A 17,858-nucleotide genomic window follows, 5' to 3' on the forward strand; every position below is an offset into this window, starting at 1 on the left:
GCTTGCTTGTCCCTCACAGGCCCAAGACAAAGACGTTGAGATATCCGTTCGCTCTGACAGTGTAAGCTCCGAAGGTGCGGAAATTCGGTCGAGCGATCTCGCCAGGAGTAGCGTTCACGACGCCGATCTGGCTCAGCATTTATCGAACCTCGAGTTGCTATTCATGGCGCGTTTTCAAAGTCTTGGCTATCCGTCCAAACCTAAAGGAGCTACGATGCCAGCTTATGCTGGACACTGTAGCAAGTTCTCCTGGTAGCAGCGGCCTTTTCGGCGGTGGCAAGACGGGCGATCTAATCCGCTCCAAGGATTGGGAATCGACCGGGCTCGGTGCAATCGAGAGTTGGCCTGCCGAGCTGAAGATAAACGTTCAGACGGTGCTGTCATCTCCAGTGCCGATGGTCGTCCTTTGGGGTGCTGACGGGATCCTGCTCTATAACGATGGCTATGCGCAGGTCTGTGGGCCTCGCCACCCTGAAGCTTTGGGTGGGAAGGTTCTCGAGATCTGGCCAGAGGCGCGTGATTTCAACGCAAGAGTGATAGCAGCGGGGCTAACAGGTGAGACCCTGAGCTTCCAGGCGCAGGAACTCGAACTGTGGCGTCATGGCAGGCCCGAACAAGTCTTCATGGACCTTGAATACCTGCCGATCCGGAATCAGCACGGCGAGCCAGTGGGCAGCCTGGCCATGGTTTTCGATATCACAGCTCGCGTCTTGGCAGAGCAGCAGCTGGCAAAAAGCGAAGAACTTTATCGCTTTCTCGATGATCTGGGACAAGCTGTCGGCGGGCTTGAGGACGCTGACGCCGTCTTGGCGACAAGCACGCGCATGGTTGCCGAGCATCTCTCGATAACCAACTGCGCATACGCCGACATGGATGACGACCAGGACGGCTTTACCATCCGCGGTAACTGGCATGCTCCGGGCTCGCCATCGATTATTGGCCGGTATCGCCTCGCTGCTTTTGGTAAGCTCGCAGTACAGGAGCTCAACGCTGGGCGACCCTTGATCATCAATGATAATCTGACCGAGATTGCTCCCGAAGAAGCAGAGACATTTCAGAATATCGGGATAGCTGCGACCATCTGCATGCCGCTGATCAAGGATGGTCGGCTCGCGGCCCTGATGGCGATTCACGACAACGTTCCACATCGTTGGTCTGACTATGAGCTCAGGGTTATTCGCGAGGTCACTGACCGATCCTGGGCGCATGTCGAGCGCGTGGGTGCCGAGGCAAACCTGCGCGCAAGCGAAGAGCAATTGCGCCTGGCCATCGATGCGGCTGAGATCGGACTGTGGGACGTCGACGAGATCAACCAGACGTTGTTCTGGCCACCGCGCGTGAAGGCAATGTTCGGCATCTCTCCAAATGTTGCAGTGTCGATGGATGATTTTTACGCCGGGCTACACCCCAACGACCGTCAAGCGACGGCGGCAGCCTACGCTTCGGCTGCGGACCCCGCTCGTCGTACGACGTATGACGTCGAATATCGCACGATTGGCAAGGAAGATGGCGTAGTACGATGGATCGCCGCCAAAGGTCGCGGAGTCTTCGCTGGTGACGTTTGCAATCGCGTCATCGGCACAGCGATCGACATCACTGCAAGGAAGGCGATCGAACAGGCGCTGCGGGAGCTGAACGAGACGCTTGAGCAGCGGATTGCTGACGCTCTTGCAGAGCGCAAGCTGCTTACGGATGTGGTCGAAAACACTACGGCTATCATTCTCGTCGCAGATCGCGACTTCCGCTGGCTCGCTGTCAACAAGGCTGCCGCCGCGGCCTTTGAAGCCGTCTATGGCGTCCAGCCCCGCGTTGGCGCTTCGATGCTCGATGTCCTCCGACACCTGCCGGAAGAGCAGGAGCATGTTCGCAAGACCTGGAGCCGGGCTCTCGCTGGTCATGAGTTTACAATAGTTGATGAGTTTGGCGATCCGGGACGCCAGCGCCGATCATACGAGATCACCTTCAACAGGCTTTGCGATGCCGCAGGTCAGCAAATTGGTGCTTACCAGATAGTCCATGACGTGACCGACCGAATTCGCGAACAACAGCGTCTGGCCGAAGCAGAGGAGCAACTGCGCCAGGCTCAGAAGGTTGAATCCTTGGGCCAGTTGACCGGCGGCGTCGCGCATGATTTCAATAACCTGCTTACCCCCATCGTCGGGACGCTCGACCTCCTTGCCCGAAAGCAGTTCGGCGGCGAGCGCGAGCAACGCCTGATTGCTGGAGCCATGCAATCAGCAGAGCGCGCAGCCGTGCTCGTGCAAAGGCTGCTTGCGTTCGCGCGGCGCCAGCCTCTGCAGCCGACCGCCATCGATATTCGCGAACTCATCACAGGCATGAGCGAACTCATTGCCAGTACCACGGGTCCGCAAATCAAGGTGGTGACCGACCTTGCCGATAATATTCGGCCTGCCCAGGCCGACTTCAATCAGCTTGAGATGGCGCTGCTGAACCTGTGCGTGAATGCGCGAGATGCCATGCCTGAGGGTGGAACACTTCGGATTAGCGCATCCGTTCGCAATCAATCCAAATCGCCCAAGGGCCAGCTTAAAGAGGGTAGCTACATCGTAGTATCCGTCGCTGACACTGGCTCGGGCATGGACGCACAAACCGTCGCCCGGGCAATTGAACCTTTCTTCTCGACAAAGGGCGTGGGAAAAGGAACTGGCCTCGGCTTGTCGATGGTCCACGGCCTTGCGCGCCAACTCGGCGGCGAGCTTCGTATCTTCAGCCGTCAAGGCTACGGCACCAACATCGAACTTTGGTTGCCGGTTGCAGAAGACCAGCGCTCAGGCGTGGCTGCGCCTGAGCGCAACGGAATAGGATCCCAAAGCTATCGCGGCATCGCTCTGCTTGTCGACGACGACATACTGGTACGCGCTAGCACCGCCGATATGCTTGAAGACGCAGGCTTCGAAGTGGCGGAAGCTGGGTCAGCCGAAGAAGCTCTGCGCCTGCTGGACGAGTTGGACGACGTGGCAGTGCTCGTGACAGATCACCTGATGGCCGGCATGAGCGGGTCGCAACTTGTGCGCCAAGTACAGGACCTTCGTTCAGGACTTCCGTGCCTGATCGTATCTGGCTACGCCGATGTGGAAGGAATATCACCCGACCTTCCGAGGCTAACCAAGCCCTTCAAAGCCGCAGATCTTGATCAGGCGCTTGCGGCGCTGGGCATCGGCAAAAAGTGACATCTGACGCCTTTCATTCCAGACGTTCCGTGGTCGATTTCCTTTTATTGATTGCTGCCATTCGTTCATCGATAGTCGGGCCTGCCGATCCCTCACAGGCCCAATTGCCAAGAGTTTAAATCTCCGTTCGCTCTGACAGTGTTATTGCATCGTCCACGTCGACACCGAGATAGCGAACGGTGTTCTGAATGTTCGTGTGTCCGAGCAGGATTTGGACCGCCCTCAGATTTCCGGTCGATTTGTAAATCAAGGAAGCTTTCGTTCGTCGAAGCGAATGTGTGCCATAGTCTCGCCTGTCGAGGCCGACCACCGACACCCATTCATCGACGAGCCGCGCGTATTGCCGCGTGCTAAGATGGCCGAGATAATCGATCCGGCTTGGAAACACGAAATCGTTGAGTCGCCCGCCTCTTCGTTCAAGCCAGCGTTCTAGCGTAGCTCGCGTTTCAGTCATGATTTCAAACTGGACAGGTCGTCCCGTTTTTTGCTGGATCACGGTTGCACGGTTTCTGATGTGTCCGCCGCTTACAACGTCCCCAATGCGGAGCTTCACCAAATCGCAGCCCCTAAGCTTGCTGTCGATGGCGAGGTCGAACAACGCGCGGTCGCGAAGGCGTTTGTGCTCGTCGAGATAGAAGCGAATTGCCCAGATGTCTCGCCTGCGCAAAGGGCGTTTCGGGCCAACATTTTGCCCTGCATTCCAAGGCGGCCGATCATGGACGGCAGCATCAAGATCTGAATATCCCATGACGATTCTCCTGTGGCCAAATCGGCCATAGCGAGATTGACACAACGCGGATTCGGCGAAAGGGCTATACGCCTATCGCCAAAACACGGAGGGGCTTCGCCCAAACAACATGTAAGATAAATCAATGGCCATCTCGCCTCGAGACGTCGTCCCCGGACACCTGGAGCGTCCTCTGCGGATGATGCATATAATCAAGTAAGCGAATTGTTTAGCGCCAATTTCAACAGTCTAATTAAAACATAAATAGGTCCGCAGCAACACAACCATTATTTCTGCAGATTCTGCATAGACCATTGCAAAATGCTGCCAACACGACTGTACAACGCAATCGCGAGTAAGACGCCGTTGGTATTGGCGGTGCGAGCACGTATCGGCTTACCGCTTTCCAATTTACCCTCGAAAAAACCCGACTTCGCGTCAAACAAATCCCGTACACTGTCGGCCAGTCGAGTGGCATAGGCGCTTGGCCAAAGTGCCGCGATGCCGATTGCAGCCTTGGTGGAAACGGCCGCGGCATTTGCGATAGGTTTGCCACTCACATCCTGCGTAGCGAAAGGTTCCCCTTGCGAAAGCACCGTATCGTAAACGAAGTTCGGTGCCCGATCCAACTGGTGCTCAGTCCTCGCAGTAAGGATGCCGGTCCGCGCGAAGCGCTTCTCCTGCGCGAGCACGACGTTGTCCCCCTGCGCGCGGCTCCACTGGGCAATATGCCATGGCTCCGACGGGTTAACGGAACCGACCTCGACAAGATCGAGAATATGGTTTTCGGTCACGACCGCGTTGATGCCCGCGTCATCCCTGTTCCCGCGCTCGTCCTGCATGATCGGCAAGCCTTCGACCCGCACGATCTGGAACGGTTCGGGTGCTGCGGCGCGGGTCGTGTCCATGCCCCAAAGCGCAAAGCCCCGGGCCGAATACTCCTCGTACCCCAGTCGCCCCTCCTGCAGGAACTGGGGCTCCTGCCGACCGCTGCGGTTGACGCCGTAAAGTTCACCCTCGCGCACCAGACCAGCGACTTTCCAGTAACGGACGACATCGGCGACCTTTTCAGCCAAATCGGGATAGCGGTTGCCGACGATCTTGAACCAGATGAGCATCCGGCCGACGTCTATTGCCGAACAGCCAATTTCCGCCGGCTGGTTGGAATAGTTTGCAGGACGCGCTGTGCGCGTATCATAAACCTTGTTGGGGCAGAGACCGGCAAACAGCCGGAATGATCCGAAAGTTTCGAGCGCTTTTCGCAGCCGGCTTTCCGCTTCGTCTCGGTTGATCAGCCCGAGCCCTTCAGCCGCCACCACAGCGCCAAGGCCTGACGCCGCATCCCACAACGTAGTCGAGGGATAGCCGTCGACCGCGTTTACCAGTCCCGTGTCGCTTTGCGTGTTGTTGATGAAATAAGTCCAGGCGACTTGCGCCATCGCGTCATCGATCGGACCTTCGTGCGGCACGGCGGCTGGCGGAAGTGGCGCGAGCTTCGGTGGCGTAACCGGAATTATCCGCTTTACCAGCGTCGTCCGCGCAAGCTCCGGCCCGGCAGCGGGCCTGCGAAAGCGAGCGCTCGAAACCTTCCGCTCGGGAACGGAGACGGGGCCCTGTCGCAGGATTTTGCCCTCTACCTTGTAGAGCAGGCTTTCGAGGATGATGCCGTTGTTATTGGCAGTGAACGCCGCGATCCGGCTGCCGTCCTTTTCGAGAAGCCCCTCATAAATGCCCTTGGCTGGATCGTAGGCGTCCTTGACGGCCGCGAAGAGCTTGTCGGTATAATCCGATTTTGACAGCACCCACATCCCGATCGCGCCCTTCAGCGCTACGGCCGAGGCTTCGGGATGAGCTTCGCCGGTATCGGTGATCGTGGCCCAGGGCATGCCGTCCGAATAGATTGTATCGTAGACGAAGTAGGGCGCGCCTGCGAGTTGGTGTTCGGTCCGTGCGGTCAGGATACCGGTGCGTTCGTAGCGGCGCTTCTGCACTTCGAAGATCCGCTGCGCTCCGCGTGCGATCCAGCCCGAGGTATGTTCGAATGGACCACTGGTGGCGTCGTCCGGCTCGTCCCAGCCATACTCTATGCCATCGAGTACGTAGCTTTCGGTCACGACGTAATTGTGCGCGCCAGTGGAACGCGGATCGCGCGCGTCGTAGGGCAGACGCACGCCGAACAGCGAGATCAGGCCATAGGGTTCGGCACGGGACGCCTTGCTGGCGTCGTAACCCCACAGGCGGAAGGCCTTCGCGCCATACTCCTCATAGCCAAGCCTGCCTTCCTGCAGATATTCGAACTGGCCATCGCCTTTCGGCGCCGTGCCATAAAGCTCGCCGTCGCGCACGAGGTTGGCGGGCTTCCAGTGCGCCACGGCAGCGGCGGCCTTTTCAGCCAGTTCGGGGTGGCGCTGCTGGACGACACGCATCCAGTACATCGCTCGCCCGACATCGAGTGCTGAACAGCCGATTTCGCCGGGCTGGTTGGTGTAGGTGACCGGCTGCGCACTGACGGTGTTGTAGGCCTTGTTGGGACAGGTTTCACGGAAAAGCGGGATTCGCCCCAAGGTGTCCAGCATCAGTGACAGGCGTGACGACGCATCCTCGCGGGTCGTCAGGCCGAGTCCTTCGGCCGAAATGATCGCGCCGATGGCCGATGCCGAATCCCACATCGTGGTCGAAGGGTAGTTGTCAGCGGCATTGACCAGCCCGGTTTGCGTCTGCGTATTGTTGACCACGTAGCGCCACGCCGCCTCGGCAAGGCGGCGTTCTTCCGGGAGCAGCGCGCCGGTTCGGCCGGGATGGGCAGCGCCGGGCTCCGCTGGAGTGCTGGTCGTCAAACCACTGGTTACCGGGTCTCCGGCAAACCCTGCGGAAGCAGCGCCTGTGGTCCGGCCGGCAGCGCAATTGGCCGAGAGAAAGGCAAGTCCGAGCGACAGGAAAAGGCCAAACCGCTGCTGCATCCTGATCATCTCGCTCCTCGTCAACGGTTCGTCGCTAAACCTGACAGATCAATGTCGATTTAACGAATTCAATGACATACAAGCTGCGATCAACCGTGCAACCGGAGAGATCCTTGGTACTGCGAAACGTCGTCGTGAATGTGGCCAGCCTGGTCGGGATATGCTCCCCGGTGCTGGCGCAGTCCCTCGACGGGCAACCGCCTGCAGAGTCCTCGCGCGATCCGGTCCTCGACGGCATCAATAGCTCCTTCGCCTTTCCGGTCGATGATCTCCTGCGTCGCAAATATGATTCGAAACTGGCCAACCTGCTCGATGGCCTGACCGTTACCCCGGCCATCGGCATTCCCTTGACATCCGAACAGGCTGGCGGGGTTACGACCGGGGCGCTGAACAGCGCCAGCGCGACAGCCAATCTGACGCTGCGCTACCAGCCTGTCGGCCATTGGTTCGCGCAGGCGACGATTTATGGCTATCTCCAGCCCGAACGTCGCGCGCGGTGGAACCCCGATTTCACCTACAGTTTCGGCTACGACGACTGGCACCCCTACACCTTCAGTCTGGTGTATTCGAACTACGCCAACAACCGCTTCAGCCCGCGCGAGGGCGATCGGGTCACGCCCTTTGACCACGGCACGGTGTCGCTTGGCTGGAAGGCGCCGATGCCCGACAAGCTGGCGCGCCTGTTTCTGGTTGGCGAGGGACGGCAGATAAACTGCCGCGTCGGCTTCAACGCTTCGCCCCGGTTCGACCGCAACGATGGCGGAACCGGCAGCTGGAAGACCTCGGCCAATCTGGGCTGCCGCTATCCCTTCACGGACCGTCTCTTCGTCGACGTGAACCTGTTCGCCTATGCCCATGGCCAGCAGCCGTGGGACCCCGATTACACCTATTCGTTCGGCCTGTTCGACTATCGCTCGAACCGGTTTTCCATCCAGTACGCCAACTATTCGGGCAACCGCTTTCCGGGCCGCGCACGCGCCCGCAACAGCGGCCGTTTCAAGGACGGCGGCATCTCCCTCAGCTGGAATCACGGGTTCTGACATGAAGTACACTCGAACAGCTCGGCTCATGGCCGGTCTTGCTCTCGCCGGCATCCTCGGTGGCTGCGGCGTCATCGCGCGCTCGCTGGTCAAAGAGACCACCGGTTATGTGAGCCCCGGTCCCACGGACGACGCGCACGCCAAGGCAGCCTGGTCCTACTTCCGCTCCGCCCGGTCGGGCGCAACCGGCGTGGTCGAAGCGGTTGCCGGTTCGGGCTTCACCACCCCTTCTGCGATCGGCGACCAGATCGCCGCTGCCATCGCGGCTGACCGCCTGCATGTCATAGACCGCCGCGAATTCGACGACAACGTGAGTTCGGCGCTGACTTTCCTCTCCAGCATGCCGCTCTCGAACGGCGAAATGCCGGCCCGCTACTACAGCACGCGCGACGGCGGGCTGATCGACCCCCCACGCCCGGGCGTCGATCCCGGCTGGTCCTCGATCGAGGCCGGACGGCTGCTTATCTGGTTGCGCATGCTGGTCGACCGCTATCCGCAGTACGAACCTTTCGTTGCGCGGGCGCTGTCCCGCTGGCAGACCTGTCGCGCAGTTGACGAGGCCGGCCATCTGCGTGCCGCCCTGCCCTCGGGCCAGGGTCTTGAGAACGCGCCAGAACGGCAAGGCGGTGCAGCACTCTACGCCTCGCAGGGCTTCGGCGCCTGGGGTGAAAGCGTCGCTGCGCCTTCGCCCACATCTGGCGAGGCTCGCATCACTATCGAGAGCGAGGACTTCGCGCTGGCTGATCGTTCCCCGCTTGAATCCGCACCATACGCCCTGCTCGGCATCGAGTTCGGCTGGAAGGCGCCCGGTGGTCAGGACCTTGCGCCGGCTCGGGCCATGGAGGAGCGGCTGTGGCGCGTGCAGACACGGCGCTGGCAACGGACGGGCCTTGTCACGGCCCGCGGCGATTTCCGCCGGACCAGCGCGCCCTTTGCGGTGACCGATGCCGTGCTTTCTGGCGGGTATCCGTGGAGCACGACCGGGGAGGACGGCAAGGCGCATCCCGAACTAGCGCTGGTTTCCACCCGCACCGGCTTCATGCTTGCAGCCTTGCATGACGGTGGTCAGGCCAAGGCCCTGACAAGCACGCTGAGCACTTTGTACGATCCCGCATCTGGCTGGTACGAAGGTCGCTATGAAGCTTCGGGTGCCTACGAATGGACCCGCTCTTCGGCGACCAACGCGGCGGTGCTGGAAAGCATCCTCTATCGCAACGTCGGCAAGCTGTTCTCGGCAGATCGCCAGATCAAAGGCCAGATCAAAGGGGGGACGGGCGGCGATTGCTCGCTGCCCGCGCTGGTGTCGAAGTGAACGCGCTCGGTACGGCGCCGTCCGACGCCGAAGCGGCCCATAAAGCCGCCGGCGACTTCTACTTTACGCGCTTCGAGGACCGTCGCCCGCCCGACCCGCTGCCGGCGTCCCGGCCCATCGAGCTGCTTTGGCAAGTCCTCGCCGTACTCAACATCGGCCTTGGTGCCTGGTACATCGGGTGGCGCTGGACAGCCTCGATCAACTGGGACGCCGCATGGTTCGCCGTGCCGCTGGTGCTCGCCGAGACCTGCGCCTGGATCGGACTGGTGCTGTTCTCGCTGAACTTGTGGAAAGTGCGCGACTATCCCCGCCGCCCGCCGCCGCAGTTTCTCTCCGATTGTCTGGCAGAACCGCCCCAGGCCGATCGCGCCATCAGCGTCGATGTGTTCATTGCCACCTACAACGAGGACGAGGAACTCGTCAGACTTTCGATCCAGGATGCCAAGGCGATCCGCTATCCGCACCCGATCTTGCTCAACGTCCATGTGCTCGACGACGGTCGGCGTCCCACCATGGCCGCTGTCGCCGCGCAGGAATGCGTGAACTACATCACCCGCGCCACCAACGAAGGCTTCAAGGCGGGAAACCTGCGCAACGCGATGGAGCAGACGAGTGGCGATTTCATCGTCATCTGCGATGCCGATACGCGACCGTTTCCGACCTTGCTGGAACGAACGCTGGGCTATTTCCGCGATCCCGACGTGGCCTTCGTACAGACGCCGCAATGGTTCTATGACCTGCCGGAAGGAGAGACGCTAAGCAATTTTCTCGGGCGCAAGGTCGGCAGGCTCGGTCGGATCTTCGGTCGTGCCGTGGAAGGACTTTTCGGGGAGATCCGAGTTGGCGAAGACCCGTTCGTCAATGATCCGGCGATGTTCTATGACGTGATTCAGCGGCGGCGGAACACGTGGAACGCTGCTTTCTGCTGTGGCGCTGCCTCGATCCACCGGCGCGAAGCCGTCATGTTCGTGGCGCTCAAGGCGTATGCCGATGCCATCCACAAGGCCTCGGACGAGACCCGTTCCAAGCTGCAGCGGCTTACGAGGCGAAAGGCCGATCCTGACAAGCAAGCTCTGGCCATGTGGCAGGCGGCGCAGGAGCAGGAGCTTACGCCCTACAAGTTCCACGTCTCGGAAGACATCTACACCTCGATCGTGCTGCATCAGGACCGCTCGCGGCGATGGAAGTCGGTGCTTCACCCCGACGTCGAATCCAGGATGCTGAGCCCGCAGGACCTGCTTACCTGGACCATCCAGCGCTTCAAGTACGCCGGCGGCAGCCTGGACATCCTGTTCCACGACAACCCGCTGACCGCGCGCGGCATGTCGTTGGGGCAGCGGTTGATGTACCTGACCACGTTCTGGTCCTACCTCGGCGCGGTGTGGAACTGCCTGTTCCTGATCGCGCCGCTGATCTATCTTGTCTTCGGCGTCACGCCTGTGTCGGCCTACACCAGAGACTTCTTCGTGCACGCACTGCCGTTCCTGATCGTGAACGAGATCGCCTTCATGGTCGGCACCTGGGGCCTGTCGGGATACAAGGGCAAGGTCAGTTACCTCGCATCCTTCCCGATCTCGCTGCGCGCGCTGTGGGCAGTGATCCGGAAGCAGAAGATCAAGTTCCCGGTGACGCCCAAGGAGCGGCAAACCGGCAACTTCCTCCACCTCGTCTATCCGCAACTTGCCGTAATGATCGCGACGGTTGCCGCTTTCCTCTGGGCGGCGGTGGCGCTGACGCTGGGATATGGCAGCTACACCCTCGGCGGACTGATCGCGAACGGGCTGTGGGGCCTCAACAACATCCTCGCGATGTCCATCATGGTCCGCGCGGCGATGTGGAAACCGGAAAGCGACGCATGAACTGGCGAACCGGGCTGCGCAGGGGTCGCAGTCACATCCTGACGGCTCTGGCACTGGCCGGAGCGGGCCTTCTGCTTATCCGACTCGACGACGAAAAGTTGGCGAGCCGGCCGGCGCCGACCTGCGAGGACTGCGTCAGGGAAGCGCCTTGAACAGCTCGAGGCGGTTGCCTTCTCGCCCTTCGACATAGCCGATGCGATCCGTGCAGGCGGCAATAAGTGCCAGCCCGCGTCCGCTTTCGCTGTCGAACGCGGGGCTGTGCACCGAATGCAGCCGAGCGGCCGGTATCGGCGTTCCATGGTCGCTCAGCGCCATTTCGACGCCGCCGGGCACCTTTCGCACCTCGAGGTCCAGCCTGCCGCCGGGCGATCCGGCATAGCCGTGCCTGACGACATTGTTTGCCGCCTCGACCAGCGCCAGTTCCAGATCCATGCGAGCGGCTTCGGGCAGGCCCGCGTCTTCGCACCAGACGCGAAGACGTTCGGCCAGCAGGCGCACGCCTTCGAATGTCGCGTCGCATGAAGAGGAAAGATCAGCCACGCACCAGCGCTCTTGCCGCGGGAAGGTCGTCCACGATGCGGAACAGGGTATCGAGGCGCGTCAGCTGAAACAGGCGCAGCACGGCGGGCTGCACCCCAGCAACGGCAATCGCCCCGTCAGGCCCCAGCTTCTTCAACAGGGACACGAACACGCCGAGGCCCGTGCTGTCCATGAAGTCGACGGACGACAGGTCGAGAACGATTTTCTTGGGTGCTTGCGCCACGGCCTGCTCCAGATCGATCTTGAGTTGTGGCGCGACGACGGAGTCGATCCTAGGTCCGTCTATCGTGATCTCCAGGATATCCTCTAACTGCTGAGCGTTCATCAAGCTTGAATCTCCCTCTAGGCCTTGCGCCTAAGCGCCAATACCGAAACGTCATCGTCGAAGCCGCTGCGAGGCTGCAACCGGCGCAAGTAGCTCTCGAGCCTTGCTATTTTCTCAACCGGCCTGTCGCCGACGTTCCCTTGCAAGGCACGCTGCAGCCCAGAATGTCCCAGTGGTGCGCCGTCGATATCGACACAGTCGGTCAGCCCGTCGGAATAGACCAGCAGCGTAGCTTCGTCGGGCAGTTCGATCGGCTCGGCGACGAAACGCTGGCCTGCAAACCATCCCAGCGGGAAGCCGCCGGAAATCTTCGTCTCGACCGCCGCACCTTCATGCACCACGATTGGCTGTGGATGGCCGGCGCGGACCATGTGACCTTTACGGCCTTCGGCATCGAACAGACCGCAGATCAGGGTGCAGTATGTCTCCTCGGGCTGGTTCACAATCTCGTCATTGAGCTGCGCAATCGCCGTCTCAAGCGCCTGCGGCGTCTCGGGGGAGAGCTGGATCAGGCGGTGATGGACATGGAACGACGCCAGCGAAGCGGGAACGCCATGCCCCCTCACGTCGATCAGGAAGAACAGCGTCGCCCCGTTGCGGAGCGTGACGAGACCGAGCGAATCTCCACCAAGGTTGCTGGCCGGCAGATAGCTCCAGGCAAAATCAAACCGATCGCGAGCTGTCGGCATCGGCAGCAGGCCGCGATGCAGCCTCGCGGCTGCCTCGATGTCCGCCTCGATCCGCCTGAACGCTTCGCGCGTGCGCTGGTGGGCCGACTTGAGATGGCGGTTGTGGCGATGGAGCCGGCGTTGCAGTTCAACCGTGCGCTTGATCGACGCGATCGTCAGTTCCACCTGCAGCCGGTCGAGCGGCTTGAACAGGACGTCGTCCGCGCCCGCCTCCAGCGCAGCCCGCGCCGTGTCCGGATCGGCCCGCGCCGTCGTCAGCACGACATAGCGGAAGCGATCGGCCGAACCGGCCTTGCGCACGCGGCGAACCAGTTCGATCCCGTCGATCCCGGGCATTTGCCAGTCGGTGATGATCGCATCGAACTCCTGCCGCGAAAGCAGGTCGAGCGCCTGCTGTGCATCGGTCACCCCCTGGACCTCGCAGCCCAGCCGACCAAGTTCGAGGGAGGTCAGATCAAGGAATAAGTCATCGTCGTCGACCAGCAGCACCTCAAGCGGACGTGCGATCCGTAAGGGTGCCGTAAGATTCATCGGTACGCTGCTCCGAAAGTCTGCCGACGAACCTTTCGCGGACATCGGAATGCAGATCATTTTTAATTGAATTTCATGGATTTGTGCAAGATTGCAAGCAGATGCTCGAATTTGCCTGCAGCCCGTGCACAAGCCACGATCAACCAAAAGCCCGGATCGCCTTCATTCCGGCAATCGCGCTGCGATTCGGCTGCGGCCCCGATCCGCTGTGACTGGCGCTTTCGACTTCACCGGCGCGCGCGCGGCTGATCGCGGCCGCCCTCGCATTCTTCTCGTGGCGCTTTTGGTCACCGTCACGCTGGGGATCGTGGTGGTGGGATTCCTGCTCGTCAGCCAGGCCCGGCAGGCAGTGGATTTACGCAACGAGGTCGAACAGTCCTACGCCCGCCGATTGCAACTGCAGCGGATTCTTTCGCTTCATCAGGATATTGAAACTGCATCGCGCGGCTATGTCCTGACGCAGCAGGAAGACTTTCTCGAACCCTATCGCATTGCTGAACCGGCAATCGATGCTGAACTTTCCAAGCTTGATCGGCTTGAGCAAAACGGAAACGCAGGCGAGCAATTGCGGCATCTGCGCCAGCATTCGGTCGAGAAGCGCAACTTCGTTCGCGAGACCATCACTCTCGCGACCTCGGGGCGAGCGACGGAGGCCGTCGGTCGGGTTCGCTCCGGGGATGGCAAGCGGGCCATGGATGCACTGCGCTCCGAGATTGCCGAGCTGCAGCTGTCCGAGGAAAGCCGTCTCGATCGGCTCTCGGCACGGTCCGGAGCCGCCCGCAACCGGCTCGAGATGACGGCTCTGGCCATCCTCGGCGCTCTGCTCGTGCTGCTCACCGGCGCAGCCGTGGCAATCGCCAGTGCCACCAAGAGCAGGTCGCAGGCGCTGGACGCCGTGGCCGATCTTTCACGACGGCGAAAAGCCATTCTCGATGCCGCGATGGACGGCATCATCATCCTTAATCCCAGCGGGTCGATCGAATCGGTCAACCAGACCGTTGCCCGCATGTTCGGCTATGCCGAGGAGGAACTGTTGCGCCGTGATGTCGGCATGCTCTTCGCGACACCGACACCCGTCGGACAAGTCGCGATGCAATTGCGGCAGATGAACCTGCAGGACGGCGAACCCGGCTCGCTTCAGGAAATCCCCGGTCGTTGCAAGGATGGCACCCCCCTCCTGGCGGACGTCGCCATAAGCGCCGTCTCGCTGGCCGACGGGATGCACTACGTTGCGGTCGTGCGGGACATGAGCGAGCGCAAGAAGATCGAGCGGATGAAAGCCGAGTTTGTCGCCAGCGTCAGCCATGAATTGCGCACGCCGCTCACCTCCATCGCAGGCTCGCTGGGGCTGCTTGCTGGCGGAGCGGGAGGCGCGCTGCCGGATCGGGCGGGAAGGCTTATCGAGATTGCGCACAACAATTCGGAACGTCTTGTCCGCCTTATCAACGATATTCTCGATATCGAGAAGCTCGATGCCGGCAAGATGGTGTTCAACAATGCCCGGAACGATCTGGGCGAGATTGCCGCGCAGGCCATCGTCGCAAACAGGTCCTACGGCGAACGCTACGGGGTAACCCTGCGACTGACCCAGCCGGATCGACCGACGCCGATCTGGGTCGACGCCGACCGCCTGATGCAGGTGCTGGCCAATCTCATCTCGAATGCGGCCAAATTCTCTCCACGGAACGGAACCGTCGAAGTGCGGGTGGAAGCGGGACGCAATGCCCACACTGTCAGCGTCATCGACAGCGGCAGCGGCATTGCTCCCGAATTCCTCGGCCGCATGTTCCAGCGCTTTGCCCAGGCGGATTCGTCTGATGCCCGTCAGAAGGAAGGCACCGGTCTCGGCCTCGCGATAGTTCGCGAGATCGTGCAACGGCTTGGCGGCAAGGTGACGGTGGACAGCACGCCCGGCAAGGGCTCGAACTTCACGGTTGTCCTTCCGGCGCTGCGGGACCATGACATCGGCATCGCTCCTTGTGTGCTGCTTTGCGAACACGATCCGATCGTCGCGCATGCCCTCGCGCAGATGATCAGCGACAACGGCCTGACCTGCAGGATCGCCGCGACAGCGCAGGATGCTCTCGCCACGGCGGCCGGTGCGGATTTCTCGGTGATCCTCGTCGATGCCGAACTGCCCGGCGAGGGAGGCATCGCGCTGGTGCGAGAGTTGCGTGACGGCGCCGCACCAGCAACGCCGATACTGATGATCTCGGCCGAGACAGACGGCGATGCGCTGTCGGCCAAGGTCCTGCAGATCGAGGACTGGCTGCGAAAGCCGCTCTCCCTCGATCAGGTGGTGCAGGCGGTAAACCGCGTCATCAACAAGCTGCCCTCGGGCAAGGAAGGGGCCAGCCGCTTGCCGCGGGTGCTCCATGCCGAGGATGACCCCGACATCGTCCGCCTTGTCGAGGCTGCATTTGAGGGCAAGGCTACGCTGTTTGCTGCACCCAGCGTGGAAATGGCCCGTGCGACGATCGCCCGGACCGAACTGGATCTTGCGATTCTCGATCTCGGTCTGACCGACGGCTCTGGTCTTGCCCTGCTCGGCGATCTGGCCAAGGCGCCCAACGGACCGCTTCCGGTGATCATCTTCTCGGCGCAGGACGCCGACCCGGAAGTTTCCGAGAAGGTCCAGGCGTTTTTCACGAAGTCGCACACGCCGATCGACCACCTCGTGCGGACCGTCAGCAGGCTTGCGCAGGCCAGCGCGGCCGGAGAGGCCAACACATGACCATCCCCGTTCTCTACGTCGACGACGACGCCGATATCCGCGAAATCGCCGAGATGGCGCTGTCCCTCGACCCTGATCTCGAGGTGCGCACCAGCGCTTCAGGCAGCGATGCGCTGGCTCTCATCGAGCAATGGAAACCGCAACTGATCCTGCTCGATTTCATGATGCCCGATCTCGATGGCCCCGCCACCTTGCGGCTCCTGCGCCAGAACAGCAGCCTGGATGAGGTGCCGGTCGTGTTCATAACAGCCCGCACGTCGTCGAGGGACGTTGAATCTCTCCTCGCCTCGGGCGCGGCGGGGGTGCTGGCCAAGCCGTTTGACGTGATGACCCTGGCCGCGCAATGCCGGGAATTCCTGCCATGACCGGGGCTGACCCTCTTGTCGCGATCCGCGCCCGCTTCAGTGCCCGCATGACGCAGACCCTCGAACTGTTCGAACGTCCCGATGGAGAACGTGACAGCGCCGTCCTTCGCGGTGAAGCCCACAAACTGGCAGGCATTGCCGCAACCCTCGGCTTCACGGAAGTCGGCCACGCTGCCGCGAAAGTCGATGCGCTCGAGCACGTCGAGAAGGATCACCCCGATGTCTCCGCACTCGTCCACGCGCTGCGGGAAGCGCTCGAGGAAAAGGACCCGTCATGATCACCGCCCGCCTGCCCGACAACGAAGCTGTCCGTCTGGATGCCATCGCACGCTACCGGCTTGAAGGCCCCGGGCAGGAACCGGCGTTCGATCACGCAGTGCAATTGGCCGTCAACGCCTTCGACGTGCCGATCAGCCTTGTTTCGATCGTTGGTGCTGACCTGCAGTGCTTCAAGGGCAAGGTTGGGCTTGATGCTGACCAGACGGCTCGCGACATCTCGTTCTGCGCCCACGCGATCCTCTCTGACGAGTTGTTCGTGATCGAGGATGCGCTGGCCGACGAACGCTTTGCAGACAATCCGCTGGTCACCGGCGCCCCGGCCATTCGCTTCTATGCCGGCGCTCCGCTGCGCTTGAAGGACGGCCTCGTTCCCGGCACGCTATGCCTGATCGACCATCGCCCCCGGACGCTTTCGGAAAAGGAGCGCGAAACGCTGGCGAAGCTCGCCCGGCTCGTCGTGGACCTGATCGAATTGCGGCTCGACAGCACGGTGGCCGAGGAACGCCATCGCGCGCTCGATCGGATGAAGGACGAATTTCTCGCGGCCACCAGCCATGAACTGCGCACCCCCGTCACCTCGATCATGGGCTCGCTCGGTCTGCTTGATCGCCTTTCTGACGACCTTCCCGAGAACGCCCGTCGTCTCGTGCGCATTGCGCGGGACAACAGCCGGCGCCTGGCCGGACTCGTCAATGACGTGCTCGACCTCAGCCGCCTGGCCGAAGGAGCCATCACCGTCGATGTCGTTCCGCTCGATGTGGAAGGCCAGTTGCGTGAAGCTGTCGAGGCAGCCAGCGGCTTCGCGGTGGCGCACGATGTTCGCCTGGAAAGCCAATGCCACGTGTCCGGATGCATGGTGAAGGCAGATGCGAACCGGCTGCAGCAGGTTCTCTCCAATCTGCTCTCGAATGCGATCAAGTTCTCGCCACGTGGCGCTGCGGTCACGCTTGCTGCCCGAAGCGAGGGCGAGCGCATCGTCATCTGTGTGAAAGACATGGGACGGGGCATCCCGAAGGCATTCCAGCCGCGGATATTCAACCGGTTCGAGCAGGCGCGAGAGACGGACGCGACGGAGAAGGCTGGCAGCGGACTGGGCCTTGCGATTGCGCGCGAGCTTGTCACGCTCATGCAAGGGCGGATTGGCTTTTCCAGCGAAGAAGGCATTGGCACGACGTTCTGGGTTTCGTTGCCTGCCGAACGCAAGGCGGAATGAAACCCTTTGCTAACCATGTCGGCGTAACTGCTTTTCCGGCAACGGGTTGGCTGGCTTTTTGATGTCCTATTGTTGATTGCCACTGAGAAGTGA

13 protein-coding genes are annotated in these 17,858 nt (G+C 61.5%); 8 read left to right on the plus strand and 5 right to left on the minus strand.

Going from position 1 to position 17,858, the window contains the following annotated elements:
* Positions 1 to 224: 224 nt before the first annotated feature.
* Entirely contained in the window at positions 225 to 3,191 is a 2,967-nt protein-coding gene (locus ACZ1JY_RS19150) for a PAS domain S-box protein (protein ID WP_465131175.1), read from the plus strand.
* A gap of 115 nt (positions 3,192 to 3,306) precedes the next feature.
* On the opposite strand, the gene ACZ1JY_RS19155 is transcribed toward ACZ1JY_RS19150, so the two are convergent.
* Together ACZ1JY_RS19155 and ACZ1JY_RS19160 are read right to left on the minus strand one after the other, a co-directional pair.
* Positions 3,307 to 3,939, minus strand: coding sequence for a tyrosine-type recombinase/integrase (locus tag ACZ1JY_RS19155; RefSeq protein WP_168904993.1), 633 nt, complete (start codon positions 3,937 to 3,939; stop codon positions 3,307 to 3,309).
* A gap of 266 nt (positions 3,940 to 4,205) precedes the next feature.
* A complete protein-coding gene (locus ACZ1JY_RS19160) occupies positions 4,206 to 6,887 on the minus strand; it encodes a DUF3131 domain-containing protein (protein WP_465131176.1) in 2,682 nt (893 codons plus the stop codon).
* A gap of 104 nt (positions 6,888 to 6,991) precedes the next feature.
* Here ACZ1JY_RS19160 and ACZ1JY_RS19165 point away from each other — a divergent pair, with 104 nt between their 5' ends.
* From ACZ1JY_RS19165 to ACZ1JY_RS19175, 3 genes are read left to right on the plus strand one after another with little or no spacing between them, the layout of a single operon-like run.
* Positions 6,992 to 7,918, plus strand: a complete 927-nt coding sequence (locus tag ACZ1JY_RS19165) for a hypothetical protein (protein WP_168904962.1) — start codon at positions 6,992 to 6,994, stop codon at positions 7,916 to 7,918.
* Positions 7,919 to 7,946: 28 nt separating this feature from the next.
* Entirely contained in the window at positions 7,947 to 9,230 is a 1,284-nt protein-coding gene (locus tag ACZ1JY_RS19170; RefSeq protein WP_465131177.1) for a DUF3131 domain-containing protein, read from the plus strand.
* Complete coding sequence (locus ACZ1JY_RS19175) at positions 9,227 to 11,089, plus strand: glycosyltransferase family 2 protein (protein ID WP_465131545.1); 1,863 nt, start codon at positions 9,227 to 9,229, stop codon at positions 11,087 to 11,089. The genes ACZ1JY_RS19170 and ACZ1JY_RS19175 overlap by 4 nt, the downstream gene beginning before the upstream one ends.
* Before the next feature lie 135 nt (positions 11,090 to 11,224).
* On the opposite strand, the gene ACZ1JY_RS19180 is transcribed toward ACZ1JY_RS19175, so the two are convergent.
* Genes ACZ1JY_RS19180 through ACZ1JY_RS19190 form a run of 3 tightly spaced genes read right to left on the minus strand, consistent with a single transcriptional unit; the run spans position 11,225 to position 13,174 of the window.
* The gene (locus ACZ1JY_RS19180) at positions 11,225 to 11,629 is read right to left on the minus strand and encodes an ATP-binding protein (protein ID WP_465131178.1); all 405 of its coding nucleotides are present in this window, start codon (positions 11,627 to 11,629) and stop codon (positions 11,225 to 11,227) included.
* Positions 11,622 to 11,954, minus strand: a complete 333-nt coding sequence (locus ACZ1JY_RS19185) for an STAS domain-containing protein (protein WP_168904959.1) — start codon at positions 11,952 to 11,954, stop codon at positions 11,622 to 11,624. Before ACZ1JY_RS19185 ends, ACZ1JY_RS19180 begins: the two co-directional genes overlap by 8 nt.
* Positions 11,955 to 11,971: 17 nt before the next feature.
* A complete protein-coding gene (locus ACZ1JY_RS19190; protein ID WP_465131179.1) occupies positions 11,972 to 13,174 on the minus strand; it encodes a PP2C family protein-serine/threonine phosphatase in 1,203 nt (400 codons plus the stop codon).
* A 208-nt stretch (positions 13,175 to 13,382) separates the two neighbouring features.
* Here ACZ1JY_RS19190 and ACZ1JY_RS19195 point away from each other — a divergent pair, with 208 nt between their 5' ends.
* The 4 genes from ACZ1JY_RS19195 to ACZ1JY_RS19210 are packed head-to-tail and all read left to right on the plus strand — an operon-like array spanning position 13,383 to position 17,765.
* Positions 13,383 to 15,908, plus strand: coding sequence for an ATP-binding protein (locus ACZ1JY_RS19195; RefSeq protein WP_465131180.1), 2,526 nt, complete (start codon positions 13,383 to 13,385; stop codon positions 15,906 to 15,908).
* Positions 15,905 to 16,273, plus strand: coding sequence for a response regulator (locus ACZ1JY_RS19200; protein WP_465131181.1), 369 nt, complete (start codon positions 15,905 to 15,907; stop codon positions 16,271 to 16,273). The genes ACZ1JY_RS19195 and ACZ1JY_RS19200 overlap by 4 nt, the downstream gene beginning before the upstream one ends.
* Complete coding sequence (locus ACZ1JY_RS19205) at positions 16,270 to 16,551, plus strand: Hpt domain-containing protein (RefSeq protein WP_168904955.1); 282 nt, start codon at positions 16,270 to 16,272, stop codon at positions 16,549 to 16,551. Before ACZ1JY_RS19200 ends, ACZ1JY_RS19205 begins: the two co-directional genes overlap by 4 nt.
* On the plus strand, positions 16,548 to 17,765 hold the full coding sequence (locus ACZ1JY_RS19210) for a GAF domain-containing sensor histidine kinase (RefSeq protein WP_465131182.1): 1,218 nt from the start codon (positions 16,548 to 16,550) through the stop codon (positions 17,763 to 17,765). Before ACZ1JY_RS19205 ends, ACZ1JY_RS19210 begins: the two co-directional genes overlap by 4 nt.
* The last annotated feature ends 93 nt before the right edge of the window (positions 17,766 to 17,858 follow it).

Source organism: Novosphingobium sp. BL-A-41-Hi4B-X5A, assembly GCF_055521705.1.